Source organism: Chroococcidiopsis sp. SAG 2025 (genome assembly GCF_032860985.1).
Taxonomy (GTDB): domain Bacteria; phylum Cyanobacteriota; class Cyanobacteriia; order Cyanobacteriales; family Chroococcidiopsidaceae; genus Chroococcidiopsis.
Genome location: NZ_JAOCNC010000001.1, coordinates 2,395,393 through 2,410,885 on the forward strand (window position 1 = coordinate 2,395,393; position 15,493 = coordinate 2,410,885).

14 protein-coding genes, 1 pseudogene and 1 other annotated feature are annotated in these 15,493 nt (G+C 45.3%); of the genes and pseudogenes, 11 read left to right on the forward strand and 4 right to left on the reverse strand.

All coding sequences use genetic code 11. The features are described 5' to 3' along the window. Window positions 1–133 precede the first annotated feature (133 nt). The 5 genes and pseudogenes from N4J56_RS11590 to hisB all read left to right on the forward strand — a co-directional run bounded on the left by N4J56_RS11590 (window position 134) and on the right by hisB (window position 6,110). Entirely contained in the window at window positions 134–1,393 is a 1,260-nt protein-coding gene (locus N4J56_RS11590) for a sensor histidine kinase (protein WP_317106589.1), read from the forward strand. Between the two features lie 49 nt (window positions 1,394–1,442). After that, window positions 1,443–2,505: pseudogene (locus tag N4J56_RS11595) on the forward strand (IS630 family transposase). Between the two features lie 34 nt (window positions 2,506–2,539). Beyond that, a complete protein-coding gene (locus N4J56_RS11600) occupies window positions 2,540–3,256 on the forward strand; it encodes a HAMP domain-containing sensor histidine kinase (protein ID WP_317106590.1) in 717 nt (238 codons plus the stop codon). Window positions 3,257–3,510: 254 nt separating this feature from the next. Further along, on the forward strand, window positions 3,511–5,250 hold the full coding sequence (locus tag N4J56_RS11605; protein WP_317106591.1) for a polysaccharide biosynthesis/export family protein: 1,740 nt from the start codon (window positions 3,511–3,513) through the stop codon (window positions 5,248–5,250). 227 nt (window positions 5,251–5,477) lie between these two features. Next, window positions 5,478–6,110, forward strand: coding sequence for an imidazoleglycerol-phosphate dehydratase HisB (gene hisB, locus N4J56_RS11610; protein WP_317106592.1), 633 nt, complete (start codon window positions 5,478–5,480; stop codon window positions 6,108–6,110). A 51-nt stretch (window positions 6,111–6,161) separates the two neighbouring features. Here the strand turns inward: hisB and N4J56_RS11615 are convergent, their stop codons facing one another. Beyond that, on the reverse strand, window positions 6,162–6,968 hold the full coding sequence (locus N4J56_RS11615) for a mechanosensitive ion channel family protein (protein WP_317106593.1): 807 nt from the start codon (window positions 6,966–6,968) through the stop codon (window positions 6,162–6,164). Between the two features lie 901 nt (window positions 6,969–7,869). Between N4J56_RS11615 and N4J56_RS11620 the strand changes: the two genes are divergently transcribed. The 6 genes from N4J56_RS11620 (at window position 7,870) to N4J56_RS11645 (ending at window position 13,269) form a co-directional block, all read left to right on the forward strand. Continuing rightward, window positions 7,870–9,330 carry a folate/biopterin family MFS transporter gene (locus N4J56_RS11620; protein ID WP_317106594.1) on the forward strand — a complete coding sequence of 487 codons (1,461 nt, stop codon included), beginning with the start codon at window positions 7,870–7,872 and terminating at the stop codon, window positions 9,328–9,330. 3 nt (window positions 9,331–9,333) lie between these two features. Continuing rightward, a complete protein-coding gene (locus N4J56_RS11625) occupies window positions 9,334–9,477 on the forward strand; it encodes a hypothetical protein (RefSeq protein ID WP_317106595.1) in 144 nt (47 codons plus the stop codon). Continuing rightward, window positions 9,468–9,788 carry a hypothetical protein gene (locus N4J56_RS11630; protein ID WP_317106596.1) on the forward strand — a complete coding sequence of 107 codons (321 nt, stop codon included), beginning with the start codon at window positions 9,468–9,470 and terminating at the stop codon, window positions 9,786–9,788. The genes N4J56_RS11625 and N4J56_RS11630 overlap by 10 nt, the downstream gene beginning before the upstream one ends. Further along, complete coding sequence (locus N4J56_RS11635) at window positions 9,751–11,238, forward strand: carotenoid oxygenase family protein (RefSeq protein ID WP_317106597.1); 1,488 nt, start codon at window positions 9,751–9,753, stop codon at window positions 11,236–11,238. The genes N4J56_RS11630 and N4J56_RS11635 overlap by 38 nt, the downstream gene beginning before the upstream one ends. Window positions 11,239–11,240: 2 nt before the next feature. Beyond that, a complete protein-coding gene (locus N4J56_RS11640) occupies window positions 11,241–11,429 on the forward strand; it encodes a DUF4089 domain-containing protein (RefSeq protein ID WP_317106598.1) in 189 nt (62 codons plus the stop codon). A 100-nt stretch (window positions 11,430–11,529) separates the two neighbouring features. Then, entirely contained in the window at window positions 11,530–13,269 is a 1,740-nt protein-coding gene (locus tag N4J56_RS11645; RefSeq protein WP_317106599.1) for a protein kinase domain-containing protein, read from the forward strand. 89 nt (window positions 13,270–13,358) lie between these two features. On the opposite strand, the gene rplL is transcribed toward N4J56_RS11645, so the two are convergent. The 3 genes from rplL to rplA all read right to left on the reverse strand — a co-directional run bounded on the left by rplL (window position 13,359) and on the right by rplA (window position 15,429). After that, entirely contained in the window at window positions 13,359–13,754 is a 396-nt protein-coding gene (rplL, locus tag N4J56_RS11650) for a 50S ribosomal protein L7/L12 (RefSeq protein WP_317106600.1), read from the reverse strand. 50 nt (window positions 13,755–13,804) lie between these two features. Next, window positions 13,805–14,359: a 50S ribosomal protein L10 gene (gene rplJ, locus N4J56_RS11655; protein WP_317106601.1), complete on the reverse strand. Its 555-nt coding sequence runs from the start codon at window positions 14,357–14,359 to the stop codon at window positions 13,805–13,807. Window positions 14,360–14,426: 67 nt separating this feature from the next. Further along, window positions 14,427–14,590 (reverse strand) — a sequence feature (ribosomal protein L10 leader region). Between the two features lie 122 nt (window positions 14,591–14,712). Beyond that, the gene (gene rplA / locus N4J56_RS11660) at window positions 14,713–15,429 is read right to left on the reverse strand and encodes a 50S ribosomal protein L1 (RefSeq protein WP_317106602.1); all 717 of its coding nucleotides are present in this window, start codon (window positions 15,427–15,429) and stop codon (window positions 14,713–14,715) included. Window positions 15,430–15,493: the final 64 nt, after the last annotated feature.

The window sequence follows — 15,493 nt, forward strand, 5'->3', positions numbered from 1 at the left end:
CTAGAACGTGTTATGCACTTTTGTAGAACCCAATTTGGGAGCGAAATTCAGCCTTTGTTGGTATTTTCGGGGAATGGCTGAAACTGGCTCAGAGAGTGGATCATTTTCAAAGTTCATAACACCCTCTAGAAGAATGCCTATGCAGTTAGTATTGGCAGTACCATTTATGCTGCATATTATGGCAACAGTCGGATTAGTTGGCTATTTTTCTTTCAAAAACGGTCAGCAAGCAGTCGATCGCCTTGCCGATCGCTTAATAGATAAAGCTGGCGATCGCATTCAAGATCGTCTCTCTGCTTACTTTGCAATTCCCAAACAAATCAATCAAATCAATTTAGATGCAGTCGAATTAGGTTTGCTCGATTTACAAGACTTCGAGCGCACCGGACATTACTTCTGGAAGCAAATGCAGGTATTCGATGTTGGTTATATTAATTATGCCAATATCCAAGGCGAGTTTATTGGAGTCGAACGCCTGAATAACGGTCATTTACTCATTAATGAAACCCTGAAAACAGCACCTAATCGCCAATCTATTTACACCACAGACAATCGAGGAAATCGCCAAAGTTTAAAGACAATTATCGATCATATTGCACCAGTGCAACAGGAGGGTTGGTATGCAGATGCAGCGAAAGCAGGTAAACCCGTATGGAGTGCAATTTATCAGTGGCACGATAAACCAGAAGTTTTATCTATCTCTTCTAGCTATCCCGTACGCGATCGCCAACAGAAATTTATTGGTGTGATTGGAGTCGATCTCATTCTGTCACAAATTAGCGATTATTTACAGCAATTGCCAGTCACTTCGTCGGAACAAATTTTCATTATCGAACAGAATGGTTTATTAGTAGCTAGTTCTAGTTCCGATCGACCGTTTGCGATCGTCGATCGCCAAGCACGAAGAATACATGCAGTCAATAGTCCCGATCCGGTAATCAGAAAAACTACAGAGTTTATACTCAAAAAATTTAACAATCTAAATGAAATTCAAACCGACCAGCATTTCGAGCTGAAAATTGCAGGAGTGCGGCAATTTGTTTGTATTAAACCTTGGAAAGATAACTATGGTTTGAATTGGTTAATAGCGATCGTCATGCCTGAATCAGATTTTATGCAGGACATTCACGACAATAACCGCACAACTGCGGTGCTATGTTTGACGGCTTTAATTATAACAACTGCACTGAGTACAATTACATCTCGCTGGATTACAACTCCCATTCGACGTTTGAGCCGAGCAAGTCAAGTATTAGCGCAACAAGCCGCTATCGGAAATTTCACGAATACCAATTTTGACCGACAATCTGTAGAAAATATTGACGAACTAGCGGTACTGTCCGACTCATTCAATCAAATGGCAACTCAATTACAAATAAGTAGTAGGGCATAATTAAACGTAAGATAGAGAAAAGCCAAAAACTTGCTGATTTTGACCACTCATGCCTGCTCCTTTACGTATCGTTTTGACAGAGTCAGAAGACCGGACGTTGAGTGAACTTCGGGTTGCCAAAACCGTTGCTCAACGTACCCGAGATCGAGCACAAATGCTTCGACTCAATGCTCAAGGATGGGTAGTGCCAGCGATTGCCGAAATTTTTGAGTGCCAAGAGCAGACAGTGCGCGAAACCATCCGCCGTTGGCAGCAGCAAGGGTTAGGTGGATTATGGGATGCTAGTGGACGAGGAGCTAAAGCCAAATGGCAAGAAGCAGACATGGCCTACCTAGAACAATGCCTAGAGCAAGAAGCCAGAACCTATAATAGTCAACAGCTAGCCCAGAAGCTAGAGCAAGAACGACAGGTAAACCTAAGTGCTGACCGGATTCGCCGCATTCTAAAAAAAAGGGCTTTAGTTGGAAGCGGACTCGACACTCGCAACGGGGCAGACAAGATCCTGAGTACAAAGCACTCAAGCAAGCCGACTTAGACACACTCCAACTAGCTGCCTGTGAAGGGTACATTGACCTGAAGTATCTTGACGAATCGGGATGTTGTCTGGAAAGTCCAGTCAGTTATAGTTACTCTCGCATTGGAGAGCAGAAACACCGAAGAGCAGGTCAAATCCTATGGAGACCGCATTAGTATTCTAGGGATATGGCAACCAGAGCAGTCGTTTGACTATGCTCTGGTACAAGGCAGTTTCCACAAGGAACGCTATGTTAAAGTGATGAACGCTCCTTGCCCAAAAGAGTGAGCAGACATTGCTACAAACCGGACGGCTCACAGTCGTGGTGCAAGATAATGGTTCGGCTCATACCAGTCATCTTGCCCGTGAGCACTGGCAGCAGTGGCAGTCGAAAGGGCTATATCTCTTTTTTCTCCCCCAATACAGTTCACATATGAATCTGATTGAAGCGCAGTGGCATCAACTCAAAACCCATGAAATAGCCGGAAGGATTTTTGATAACGAGTATGATTTAGCGAATGCCATGATTGAGGGCATGGAGAATCGAAGTCAACAAGGGGGATGGACACTGGAACGTTTTATGTTTAAATCTGCCTAGCTACTTATCTTTCACGGAAATTACCACTAAAAATTTGGAAGTCGAGCAAGCTTTAGTGAAAGAAAAAGAACTGAGCGAACTTAAATCTCGTTTCGTCAGCATGACTTCTCACGAGTTCCGCACTCCTTTAACGGCAATTTTATCCTCTGCCGAATTACTAGAAGACTACGGTGCAATTTGGCACGAAGAGAAAAAACGCCACCATTTACAGCGGATTCAAACTCAGGTTCAGCATATGACATTTCTATTAAATGACGTGCTAGTGATGGGTAAAGCCGAAGCGGGGAAACTTGAATTTCAACCAACTCCAATAGATTTATTTCAATGGTGTCGGAGTTTGGTCGAAGAAATTCAACTCATAACAAAAACTCATGAAATTGTATTTCATTCTCAAGGAAAAGCAGAAATCGTACAAATAGATGAAAAGCTATTGCGGCACATTCTAACTAATCTACTATCTAATGCAATTAAATATTCTCCAACTGCAACTGAAGTGAATTTTGATTTGATCTGGAAACCAAATCAACTTGTATTTCAAGTTTGCGATCGAGGAATCGGTATTCCTGCTTCAGATTGCAAGAATTTATTTGACTCGTTTCATCGTGCTACAAATGTAGGTAATATTGCTGGAACGGGGTTGGGGTTAGCAATTGTAAAAAAAGCTGTCGAAACTCACCAGGGAGAAATTTGGTTTGAAACACAAGTTGGTATGGGAACTAAATTTATCGTTGCGATTCCTCTGGTCGGTTAACAGTTATCCGCTATCAGTGGTTAGGATTGCTTCCTCTGCTCCCTCTGCTTCCCTGCTTTGTGCTGTACGATCGCCACTACTCCTTGGCTCAGCTAGTAAGAGCGTATTTTTTATAGCGTTTTTTTATAACGTTAAATGAAGTTTTACAAAGCTTGCCTAAGTGTGGCATAATCCACTCTCAAGTTCGCTCATGTCGAGCTTGCATACTTATACTGAATATCTAGTGAATTCCATATCTGGCAACAAAACATAAAATGGTGAAGTCTAGAAAACAGCAAGAAATTGCCTATATTTCCACACAGAAATCTACACGTATGTCTAAAGCAATTACCAAGCCAGTTGCAGGTTTAACGCTTTTTGCTCTAGTGGCGATGGCTTGCCCAGCGCCAATAAAAGCGCAAGAAACAACCAGTCCCGCTCGCCCAGCACCTGCTCGTCCGTCTTTACCGACAACCAAGCCCATACCTCAACCAAATGTAGCACCGAGTAATAATACGGCTCCAACCACTACCCCAGTAGTACCAAGTAATAATACGGCTCCAACCACTACCCCAGTAGCGCCAGGAAATAATGCAGCTCCACTTCCCAATGTAGCTCCAGCAAACGCTCCGGCAACAGCTCCAGCAGCCAACCAGCCCGTCCAAACACCAGTAGATTATGCTCTTGGGGGTGGCGATCGCATCCGGATTAACGTGTTTGAAGTGCCGGAATATACCGGAGATTATCAGATTCCCCCTGGTGGTCAGTTGTTCTTGCCTCTGGTCGGACCTGTAGACATTTTAGGGTTAACCCAGGCAGAAGCAGCAGATGCGATCGCGGCAAAGTACTCTCGCTACTTAAAACGCCCTCTAGTCACAGTAAGTCTAATTTCCCCACGCCCAATTAACGTTGTGATTGCGGGTGAAGTTGTCCGTCCTGGGTCGTACACCGTGGGCTTGCAAGGTGGTGCAGGCGATAATCCAGGGGTACAATATCCTACGATTGTTGGCGCGTTGACTTTAGCAGAGGGAGTCACCCTAGCAGCCGATCTGAGGCAAGTGCAGCTCAAGCGCAAGCAGGGACTGGGACCGGAGCGAATTATCAATCTGGATCTGATGGAACTGGTGAGAAAAGGTACTTTGCCACAAGACATCACTTTACGGGATGGCGATACAGTTTTTGTCCCCACGGCAAATGAAGTAAACCTGGCAGATATTCGCGCCTTTTCTAATGCTAGCTTTGCTATGGCTTCCAACCGTCCCCGTACCGTCACAGTTGTAGGTGAAGTTAACCGTCCTGGTTCTTACGTAATTATTGGGGGTGGAACTGCTGCTGCTGCTGCAACTACCCCAGGTAACACCCAAGGAGGAGGCGGCGGAGCTATTGATGGTGGCGGAGGTGCTGGTGGTGGTTTGCCGACAGTTTCACGGGCGATTCAGCTAGCTGGAGGTATTACAAGTGCGGCTGACGTGCGAAACATTCAAATCCGCCGTCCGACTAGAAATGGCAGCGAACAAAAGATGAGCGTGAGTTTCTGGAAATTGCTGCAAGGAGATCCCAACCAAGATACGATCGTTCAAGAAGGTGACACTGTCGTCGTTTCGACGGCAACAAACATCAGCCCCGCAGATGCTACTGCCTTAGCAGATGCAAGTTTTTCCCCAGCGACAATTCAAGTTAGCGTTGTCGGAGAAGTCAAAACACCAGGACTAGTCAACTTGCAGCCTAATACGCCGCTTAACCAAGCGCTGTTGACCGCAGGAGGATTTGATAACGCCCGTGCTAGAAGGGGTTCAGCAGATTTAATTCGTCTCAATCCTGACGGTACGGTTACGAGTCGCCGAGTCAAGCTTGATTTTTCTAAAGGAATCAACGACGAAAATAACCCAACTATGCGTGACAACGACATTATTGTCGTCAGACGTAATAGCGCGGCTGGGGTCGGTGACGCAATTGGTGCTGTATTTGGACCTGTTTTGAGTCCGGTGCTAGGAATCGTGAATATATTGAGATAACGTTTTGAGATAACGTTTTAAGATAACGTTTTGAGATAACGTTGAGTTCGATCGCGGGTAGGGTGTGCTGACAATACACCCTATTTATTTTGTGTAGTAGCAATATTGACCTATTAACGCTAAATACGATGAATGGCTAGAACTATTAACAGTAAGATGAAAGAAGTAAAAATGCATCTCAATTGAATTTCATTTACTTCCCGCTCCCTACTCCCTAAATTTCAGTCATGCAGATTAGCGATCGCCCCTCAATTAACGAACTCACATTTGCCGCACGGACTGCTTCTGTCCGCCGGACTACAGGCGAAACCGATGTCCAAGTAACGCTGAATTTAGATGGAACGGGAAAATGCACTGCGGCGACGGGAATCCCATTTTTAGACCACATGCTGCATCAAATAGCCTCCCACGGACTATTGGATTTGGAAGTCAAGGCGACAGGCGATATTGAAATTGACGACCATCACACGAATGAAGATGTGGGAATTACCCTCGGGCAAGCTTTTCATCAAGCTTTAGGCGATCGCAAGGGCATCATCCGGTTTGGGCATTTTCTCGCCCCCTTGGATGAGGCATTGATTCAAGTTGCATTAGATTTTTCCGGTCGTCCCCATCTCAGTTACGGACTGCAAATTCCCACCCAACGAGTCGGAACCTACGATACTCAACTGGTGCGGGAATTCTTTGTAGCACTAGTTAACCACAGTCAAATGACGCTGCATATTCGTCAACTCGACGGGATTAACTCTCACCATATTATTGAAGCAACTTTTAAAGCTTTGGCGCGATCGCTCCGCATGGCTGTAGAAATCGATCCGCGTCGGGCTGGGAATATTCCTAGTTCTAAAGGCGTGTTGTAATTATTTTTGTAATTATTGTAGAGACTTTACGTGTAACGTCTCTACAAATTTCTAATTATTCCGAATGGCGTAAAGTTGTTCTGGAGCGGAAAATCCAGCTTCGCCGAAGGTATCGCGGATCAGGCGGTTGGTGTCAAAGTAAACCTGCCAGTAGTCGGCATTATTGCAGTAAGGACGCACTGCTAACACGGGACCCGCTAAATTAAATTCTAAGATTTCTACATCTGGGGCAGGATTAGAAAGAACGTTGGGAATTCGACTCAGCCGTTCTTTTAACATGGCGATCGCGGCATTATGATCTGTGTTGTGGTTGAGTTGAGCCACGAGATCGACGCGACGATAAGTATTTGCCGAAAAGTTTTGAATATTGTCGGAAAAGATTTTGTTGTTGCCCACAACCGTGTGTACGTTGTCTAGAGTGTTAATCGTGGTGGCAAACAAGCCAATTTCCTGCACGGTTCCCGTCACGCCGCCAGCAGTAATGAAGTCACCTAGCTTAAAGGGTCGCAGAATCACGAGAAACGCGCCTGCGGCAAAATTGGCTAAAAGTCCGCTCCAAGCTGCACCAATCGCCACACCAGCCGCCGCTAGTAAAGCTGCAAAAGAGGTGGTTTCAATGCCAAAAAAGCCCAGAATTGCCACGACTAAAATTATATTCAGCGTGACTTTAACCGTAGCTACTAAGTAGCTCAAAATTGTTTTATCAACTTTTTGGTGCTTGAGGCTGCGGGATAAAAGGCTAGCGGCAACGTTAATTAACCATCGACCAACAATCCAGAAAACAATTGCACCAATAAGCTTCAACCCTACTTGAGTTAGTATTTGCGAAGCTGTCTGCACAATTTGCGCTATGTCCATATTTTTTATTTAAGAAAAAGTTTTTTGATGACTATCCAAGCTGACTTGTGTTTGCGTCTTGGCTAGATATTCCCATGTCATCCCCCTGTAGGTATAGTTATTCAGCTTTTTTTAAGAAATAGCAAATTTGTGAATTAAATTTCTGTTTAAAAATAAATTTATAGATGGCAACAAATGCAGAATTCTTGTTTCAAAAAAATAAAAATATTGGTACATAGCAATACTTTTGTACGATTTGTGTCTACATTTGCGATACACGGAGCAACTTTTAAGGTAGTTTTTGAAACACTGGTATTTTGTGTGTAAGAATAGCTACTTACCGCATAGTAAAATACAGGTGTAGGTACTACCCACCTTACTAGAAAGAATTTTTCGTGTAGTCCCCGAGCGCTCATCTAACTAATTCAACCGATGTTCGTCTTTGAATAAAATTGCAGGCGAAGTCAAATTTCGGAGGTATCATCCACCCTTTCGGGAAATTCAAAATTCGCTCATTATCAATTGCCGCATTGTAATTGGTGAGAGCTTAAACTCATCATTATCGCGATTATCTTGTCGCTCGCCAAATCTTCTATTTTGGATCGGGTTTGTACCCTCTTAAATTTTGAATTTTGCATTCTGCATTTTGAATTGTTCGGTCAAATGGCGCTTTAGGCAGAGGAGTAGCATTAGTGGTGATGAAGTGAGGTTTGAGCGTAGGAAACTACCGCTCTCTATTCCCAGCGCGATCGCAGTTTGGTTTTGTAGCACGGGTAGCACGGGTAAACTATAGATGTCAGCAAAAGTAAAGCCGCAACCCTACCATACTCGTACCGCGGCGATCGCCTCACCGACAGCTAACATCTTCAAAGTAGATATGATATAAAAGTCGATAAATCTTAAAGTTTATTTATTTTAATCAATGCTGATTTCCGCGTCTGGCTTGTCCAAGGTAAAAGACTCGTTAAAAGAAAAGATTTTCTTCGGTCAAGAACCCAGTACGGAGTTAATTGCAATCCTGACTGTCTACTTCGTTCAGGGAATTCTCGGCTTAGCCCGCCTTGCTGTCAGCTTTTTCTTCAAGGATGAACTGGGATTGAGTCCAGCCGAAGTCTCGTCCTTGTTAGGCATTGTGGCGCTTCCCTGGATTATCAAACCAGTATTTGGGTTTGTCTCTGATGGTTTACCCATTTTTGGCTATCGCCGCCGTCCTTACCTAGTCTTATCAGGAATTTTAGGGGCAATTTCGTGGGTGAGTATGGCGACAGTCGTACATACGCCAATGGCAGCTGTAGGGGCGATCGCGCTAGGCTCTTTATCGGTTGCCGTCAGCGACGTGATTGTAGACTCTTTAGTGGTAGAACGAGCAAGAGTCGAATCTCAAGCCGATGCGGGTTCGCTGCAATCTCTATGTTGGGGAACTTCAGCCTTTGGCGGTTTAATTACAGCTTATTTCAGCGGTTGGCTGCTAGAACACTTCACCACCCGCACGGTATTTTTGATTACGGCAACTTTTCCCCTCATAGTTTCTTTCATTGCTTGGTTTATTACCGAAGTCCCAGTCAGCAAAACAGATAACTCGCAAGCGTTTGCCAACTGGTCTAGTGTCAACACTCAAATTAAACAACTACGACAAGCGATCTCCCAAAGAGCAATTTGGCTTCCTACTGCCTTTATTTTTCTCTGGCAAGCCACTCCCACGGCTGATGCAGCCTTCTTTTTCTTCACTACCAACGAATTAGGGTTTGAACCAGAATTTCTAGGTAGAGTGCGCTTGGTGACGAGTATCGCTTCCCTCGTTGGCGTGTGGATCTTTCAACGGTTCCTCAAAGGTGTCTCTTTCCGCGTCATTTTTGGTTGGAGTACTTTACTTTCAGCTGTTTTGGGTATGAGTATGCTGCTCTTAGTTACTCATACCAACCGCAGTTTAGGAATTGACGATCGCTGGTTTAGTTTGGGTGATAGTCTCGTCCTCACGGTGATGGGACAAATTGCCTACATGCCTGTTTTGGTGTTGGCAGCAAGACTTTGCCCCCCAGGAGTAGAAGCAACCTTGTTTGCCTTGTTGATGTCTGTATCAAACCTTGCTTCCTTAGTTTCTTATCAAATGGGAGCGATTTTGACGCGGTGGTTTGGCATTTCTCAGAATAACTTCGATTTGCTCTGGCTTCTGGTAGTCATTACTAATTTATCGACGCTTTTACCCCTGCCATTTTTAAGCTGGCTACCTGCCAAAGAAGAGGTTACTGCTGCTAGCGGACAACCTGCGATCGCCCCAGATGCAACTAACAATAAAGAGATCGGGCAAACTTTACTACCTAACTTTTCAGAATTAGTACCATCTTCCTTGCGACAAGAACCAGTCGAAGAACCTGCCGAGTGACGGATGAAAGATGAATGCTGCATGATGAATTATGAAGCTATAGTCATAATTCGTAATTTATCTTTACTCTTGTACTACGCCTGTACGGGTAAGGCATCCTTTGCTCATTTCCCGTATGGCGGGTTTACCAAGACACTTTGCCTCTAACAAAGACTTCAGGTAAACCCGCCCCTACGATTCCTGTACGGGCAGGTTTAGCCAATGATTTATGGTTTTGGCAATCGATCTGGGTTCAAAACCTGCCCCTACTATACGGGCGGGTTTTCCAAAACAAACTTCGTTCCGAACAGCGATCTTGGGTAAACCCGCCCCTACGACTCCCGACTCCTGTACGGGCGGGTTTTCCAAAACAAACTTCGCTCCGAACAGCGATCTTGGGTAAACCCGCCCCTACGATTCTCTCAACCCTAACCCCTCATTATGCAACTTCACGAACGCGCCACAACAGTTTCTCCTAAGTCATACCAACGCCACGATTGGCAGCGAGGATATGAATCACTCAAACAAGAATACGACTATTCCATTGATGATGTCGAAGGAGAAATTCCCCCCGAACTGTGCGGAACGCTATTCCGCAATGGTCCTGGCTTATTGGATATCAACGGACAACCAGTTCACCACCCCTTTGATGGCGATGGTATGATTAGCGCGATCGCATTTCGTGACGGTCGCGCCCACTTCCGCAATCGCTATATTCGTACAGAAGCGTATGTAGAAGAACAAAAAGCTGGAAAAATTCTGTATCGCGGTGTCTTTGGTACGCAAAAACCTGGCGGTTGGTTGGCAAATGCCTTTGACTTCAAACTCAAGAATATTGCCAATACTAATGTTATCTACTGGGGTGGTAAGCTGTTGGCACTGTGGGAAGCAGCAGAACCCCATCGCCTCGATCCTCATAATCTGGAAACCTTGGGAAAAGATTTTTTGGACGGTGCGATCGCAGAAGGCGATCCTTTTGCAGCACATCCTCGCCTCGATCCGAGTTGCGATATGGACGGCGGTGAACCTTGCTTGGTGAATTTCTCCCTCAAGGTTGGTTTATCGACTACAGTTACTATTTTTGAACTGAACCCCGTAGGGAAAGTTATTCGCCAGCACGCCCATAGTATTCCTGGGTTTGCCTTCATTCACGATTTCGCTATTACTCCTAACTACTGCATTCTTTTCCAAAACCCCGTTGCTTTTAACCCCATACCTTTTACGTTAGGGTTAAGAGGGGCAGCAGAGTGTATCAAGTTCCAACCCCACCAAAAAACGCGCATTGTTCTCATTCCCCGCCATTCTAAAGAGTCGGTTCAGATTTTAGAAACTCACGCTGGGTTTGTGTTTCACCACGCCAACGCTTTTGAACAAGATGGGGAAATTGTTGTTGATTCAATTTGCTACGAGTCTTTCCCCGAAGTCGAACCAGCCAGCGATTTCAAGCAAGTAGATTTTGATGCGCTCAAGCCTGGGCAATTGTGGCGCTTTCATCTCAACTTACAAGATAAAACAGTATCGCGAGAACTCATAGAGGAGAGATGTTGCGAATTTCCGAGCATTCATAAGGATAAAGTCGGTAGACCTTATCGCTATCTATTTATGGGTGCGGCGCATGAATCAACTGGAAATGCACCTTTGCAAGCAATTCTCAAAATCGATTTAGAATCTGGAGAACGGCAACTTTGGAGTGCTGCGCCGCGTGGCTTTATCAGCGAACCGATTTTTGTCCCTCGTCCTGACTCGACGCTAGAAGATGATGGCTGGGTACTGAGTGTGGTTTATGATTCTACCCACCACCGTTCTGATGTGGTAATTTTGGATGGTCGGGACTTAAATAAAGGCGCGATCGCGACTTTACATCTCAAACACCATATTCCCTACGGACTGCACGGTAACTTTGCCCCAGATTGCACGATCGCTAGTTAATCATGGACGAGCAGCAGTTAGATTTAGCTGAATATGTCGATCGCATGGCGCTGGTGTTGGATTTACCAATCCCAGCCGCTTATCGGTCGGGAGTGGTAGATAATTTTGCCAAGATAAAAGCGATCGCCCAGATGGTCAATGATTTTGCTTTACTAGAAGATATTGAGGCAGCTACAGTGTTTGAACCTTAATCGAATGAGGTGTTTCTTTTGGTAGCAGATGATATTTGAATAAATAGCTACTGTAGAGTTATGGCATTCGAGCAGTATAAAAACTGCTAGTAAACTTTCCATGACAACTGCGCTACTCAACAATCGCTATCAAACAATCAAGTTACTGGGAGCAGGAGGATTTGGCGAAACTTTTCTGGCAGCAGATACATATTTGCCGTCTCGCCGCCCTTGCGTAGTCAAGCAACTCAAACCCGTAGCAAACGATTTGCAACTGTATCAAATCATTCAAGACAGGTTCCAGCGCGAGGCTGCAACCTTGGAAGCTTTGAGTGCAGGTAGCGATCAAATTCCCAAGTTGTACGCCTACTTTAGTGAAAACGGACAGTTTTACCTAATTCAGGAGTGGATTGAGGGTGAAACTCTCACGAGAAAAGTTACCTCTGAAGGGGTGCTGAGCGAAGCAACTGTCTGGAAAATTTTAGTGAGTCTACTTAAAGTCCTACATTACGTCCATAGTAAGGGAATTATTTATCGCGATATTAAGCCGGACAATATTATTTTGCGTCAACCGGACTGCCAGCCAGTTATGATTGATTTTGGTGCGGTCAAGGAAACAATGGCAACGGCGATCGCGGCTCAAGGTAGATCGATTTATACAATGGTGCTGGGGACTCCTGGCTTCATGGCTCCAGAACAAGCCGTAGGGCGACCGATCTACGCCAGCGATATTTACAGTTTGGGCATGACAGCAATTTATCTTTTGACGGGTAAGTTGCCGCAAGAGTTAGAGGTTGACCCGCATACCGAAAGAGTTATCTGGCAGCAATACGCAACAAACGTGAGTCCTAGTTTAGCAGCGGTACTGAATAAAGCAGTTGAGTATCAGCCACGAGATCGCTACTCAACTGCGATTAAAATGCTTAACGATTTGCAATCTGTAGATACTATATCCTCGCGCCAGGAAGTCGATCGAGATGCGATCGCTTCCCCTCACCAGCAGACCTTAGAAACTCGAACTCTCCCCCCTCCTACAATTCGACCTGGTTCAGGCAAAAAGCAGAAATATCTAATTTTCGGTGGGCTGCTTATTGGTGGATTGCTAAGTACTGCTACAGTTTTTAGTCTCGTTCCCCAGCCAGCACCGCGATCGTCCGTATTGCCAGTATCGCCGCCTACACCTGTATCGGTAGATCTTCCCGTATCAACGGATAGATCCCCCCAACCCTCCTTACAAAAGGGGGCAACAGAGCGAGAATCTCCACAACCCCCCTTACAAAAGGGGGCAACAGAGCGAGAATCTCCACAACCCCCCTTACAAAAGGGGGCGACAGACCAAAACTCTCCAGCTAGTCCTGTAGCTGCTAGATCCCCCCAACCCCCCTTACAAAGGGGGGCGACAGAGCGAGAATCTCCACAACCCCCCTTACAAAGGGGGACTAGGGGGGATCGAGATCGAGATATACCTGGATTTCCGATTGGTACTACTGAAAATGTAGTCAAAGCAACATTAGGCAATCCTACAAAAACGAGTAGAGGTCTTTGGGTTAACACCCGTGCGGCGATTTACGATATCGAGCCAGAACGCATCACGCTCGGTTATTTATTCGATCGCACTTCTGGACGGCTGCGTCAAACTGAAGTCTCTTTTGCTCAATCAGTCGCGCCGGAAACTATGCAAACAACACTACAGCGAATGTTACGCGATCGAACCACACCTGAAATTACCAAAGGATTGCAACAAGTTTATCAGCGCCAGACTAACAGATATTCTTTTCGCCAAGGTCAACTAAAAGGAGCGATCGAACGAAACAGTCGCGATCGCATTTACATAGGCATCTGGGATGCAGATTTACATTGAAATAATATTAAAACAAATGTAGAGACGTTCCATGGAACGTCTCTACAGATGGCGATCGAAAGCCCCCTTAAAAAGGGGGTTAGAGGGATCTATTTAACAGTTACCTTAGCGCCAGCAGCTTCTAGAGTCTTCTTAGCTTCTTCTGCCGCTTCTTTAGCAATGCCTTCCTTGACTGGCTTGGGTGCAGATTCTACCAAGTCTTTAGCTTCTTTCAAGCCTAGACCTGTTAGTTCGCGCACTTGCTTCAGGATGGCAATCTTCTTATCAGCGGGTACTTCTTCCAGAATTACGTCGAATTCAGTCTTCTCTTCGACTTCCTCAGCAGGAGCAGCAGCGCCAGCACCAGGAGCCATCATCATCATGCCTCCAGCAGGAGCAGCAGCACTTACGCCAAAGGCTTCTTCGATTTGCTTGACTAACTCAGATGCTTCTAGCAAAGTTAGAGATTTTAGTTGTTCCAGAATTTGATCGGTTGCAGCAGACATGTAATTAACTCCTATGTAATCTAAATTTGTCTTTGTTCCACTACTACTAATTAAGCAGCAGCATCTGTTTCGGTCGCAGCCGAGCCATCTTTATTGGCATACGCCTGAATACCACGCGCCAGCGAAGATGGAACTTCGTTGATCCCCACAGCAACTTTGGTTGCCAATGCATTGATAGCTCCAGCAATTTGAGCCATAAGCTGCTCTTTAGATGGCAAGTCTCCCAGTGCCTTAACATCTGCTTCTTTCAGCAGACGACCTTCCATTACGCCACCGCGCAATTCAGTTTTCTTGCTGGCTTTTTGGAAGTCCTGGTAAGCCTTGATTGCACCGCTGATATCTTCTTTTACCAGCAAAAATGCTGAAGAACCTTGGAGCAATTCTTCCATAGCTAGCCAGTTATCCTGACCGCTAATCGCGATGCCCATCAGCGTGTTTTTGGTTACTTTACAGACTGTTCCGGTTGGGCGCAATCGCCGCCGTAAATCTGTAATTTCAGCCACTGATAACCCTTGATAGTTAATTACAAGAGCGAGTTGGGACTCACTCAAAGTAGCTTTGAGATCCGCCACGATCTCTTGTTTGTTTTCTATAGTTCTACCCATTCATTTCACCTCATAGCTTGGAATGCGATCGACCAATTCACATGAAATCCGTGTCTCCTACCCTACCCCACCCAAAACAAAACCTCGACTCAAGAGCCGAGGTGACACGGTGTACGTCATGTTATTTTGACTTCACTATAACTAGTGTCATCAAAAACATTTTTGTACAAACCTCGGCAGGATATTAAGCTAATTAGCCCCTGCTGTCTTCGGCTATAAATTGTTATTTGTCATTTGTCATTTTTGACTTCTGACTTTTGTACGGGCGGGTTTAACCGTAGAATTATTGCTTTAGAACAGTTTTTTTCTAAAAACCCGCCCCTACAACTTCTGACTTTTGACTTCTAACTTCGTTACGCTGCTTCTGTCATCTTGAGATCTCGTAAGCCGCTGATTTCAACTTCAATTGCAGGTCCCATAGTCGCGGAAACAAAAATAGTACGCCAGTAACGACCTTTTGCACCAGAGGGACGGTTACGATCGATAGTTTCTTGTAGCGCCTTCAAATTGACTAACAAATCTTCGGCGGGGAAAGCTGCTTTCCCAAACATAACGTGAACGATTCCCGTGCGATCGGCACGAAATTCTAGTTTACCAGCTTTGAACTCCGCGATCGCGCTGGCTAGATCGAATGTTACCGTTCCCCCTTTGGGCGATGGCATCAAACCGCGTGGACCCAACAACTTACCCAATCTTGCCACTTGGGGCATAACATCAGGTGTAGCGATGAGTTTGTCAAAGTCCATTCTACCGTTTTGAATTTCGGTAATTAATTCCTCAGAGCCAACGATATCTGCGCCAGAATTACTCGCTTCTGTGACCTTTTCACCTCTAGCAATCACGGCAACGCGGACTTCTTGACCCGTACCTTTAGGTAGTACGACTGTCGTTCTGAGCTGTTGGTCTGTATATTTCGGATCGATTCCCAACCGTATGTGTGCTTCTGCGGCTTCGGGAAACTTAGCTGTAGCGGTTTCTTTTAATAATTGCAACGCTTCAATCGGCGCATAAGCCCGATCTTCTACTTTCTCTTGGAGCGATCGCAATCTTCTCGATACTTTTTTTGCCATTTTTCTCTCCTGGGGTCACTACGAAGCTTCCTGCCTCTCCCCCGATATAATTTTGGATTTTAGA

What these genes read in the sequence shown, in the direction of transcription:
- N4J56_RS11590 (WP_317106589.1), top strand. Translation starts at nt 134, where the DNA reads ATGCCTATGCAGTTAGTATTGGCAGTACCATTTATGCTGCATATTATG.
- hisB (WP_317106592.1), top strand. Translation starts at nt 5,478, where the DNA reads ATGCAGATTAGCGATCGCCCCTCAATTAACGAACTCACATTTGCCGCA.
- N4J56_RS11625 (WP_317106595.1), top strand. Translation starts at nt 9,334, where the DNA reads ATGAAAGATGAATGCTGCATGATGAATTATGAAGCTATAGTCATAATT.
- N4J56_RS11645 (WP_317106599.1), top strand. Translation starts at nt 11,530, where the DNA reads ATGACAACTGCGCTACTCAACAATCGCTATCAAACAATCAAGTTACTG.
- N4J56_RS11640 (WP_317106598.1), top strand. Translation starts at nt 11,241, where the DNA reads ATGGACGAGCAGCAGTTAGATTTAGCTGAATATGTCGATCGCATGGCG.
- N4J56_RS11620 (WP_317106594.1), top strand. Translation starts at nt 7,870, where the DNA reads ATGCTGATTTCCGCGTCTGGCTTGTCCAAGGTAAAAGACTCGTTAAAA.
- rplA (WP_317106602.1), bottom strand. Translation starts at nt 15,429, where the DNA reads ATGGCAAAAAAAGTATCGAGAAGATTGCGATCGCTCCAAGAGAAAGTA.
- N4J56_RS11615 (WP_317106593.1), bottom strand. Translation starts at nt 6,968, where the DNA reads ATGGACATAGCGCAAATTGTGCAGACAGCTTCGCAAATACTAACTCAA.
- N4J56_RS11635 (WP_317106597.1), top strand. Translation starts at nt 9,751, where the DNA reads ATGCAACTTCACGAACGCGCCACAACAGTTTCTCCTAAGTCATACCAA.
- N4J56_RS11605 (WP_317106591.1), top strand. Translation starts at nt 3,511, where the DNA reads ATGGTGAAGTCTAGAAAACAGCAAGAAATTGCCTATATTTCCACACAG.
- rplL (WP_317106600.1), bottom strand. Translation starts at nt 13,754, where the DNA reads ATGTCTGCTGCAACCGATCAAATTCTGGAACAACTAAAATCTCTAACT.
- rplJ (WP_317106601.1), bottom strand. Translation starts at nt 14,359, where the DNA reads ATGGGTAGAACTATAGAAAACAAACAAGAGATCGTGGCGGATCTCAAA.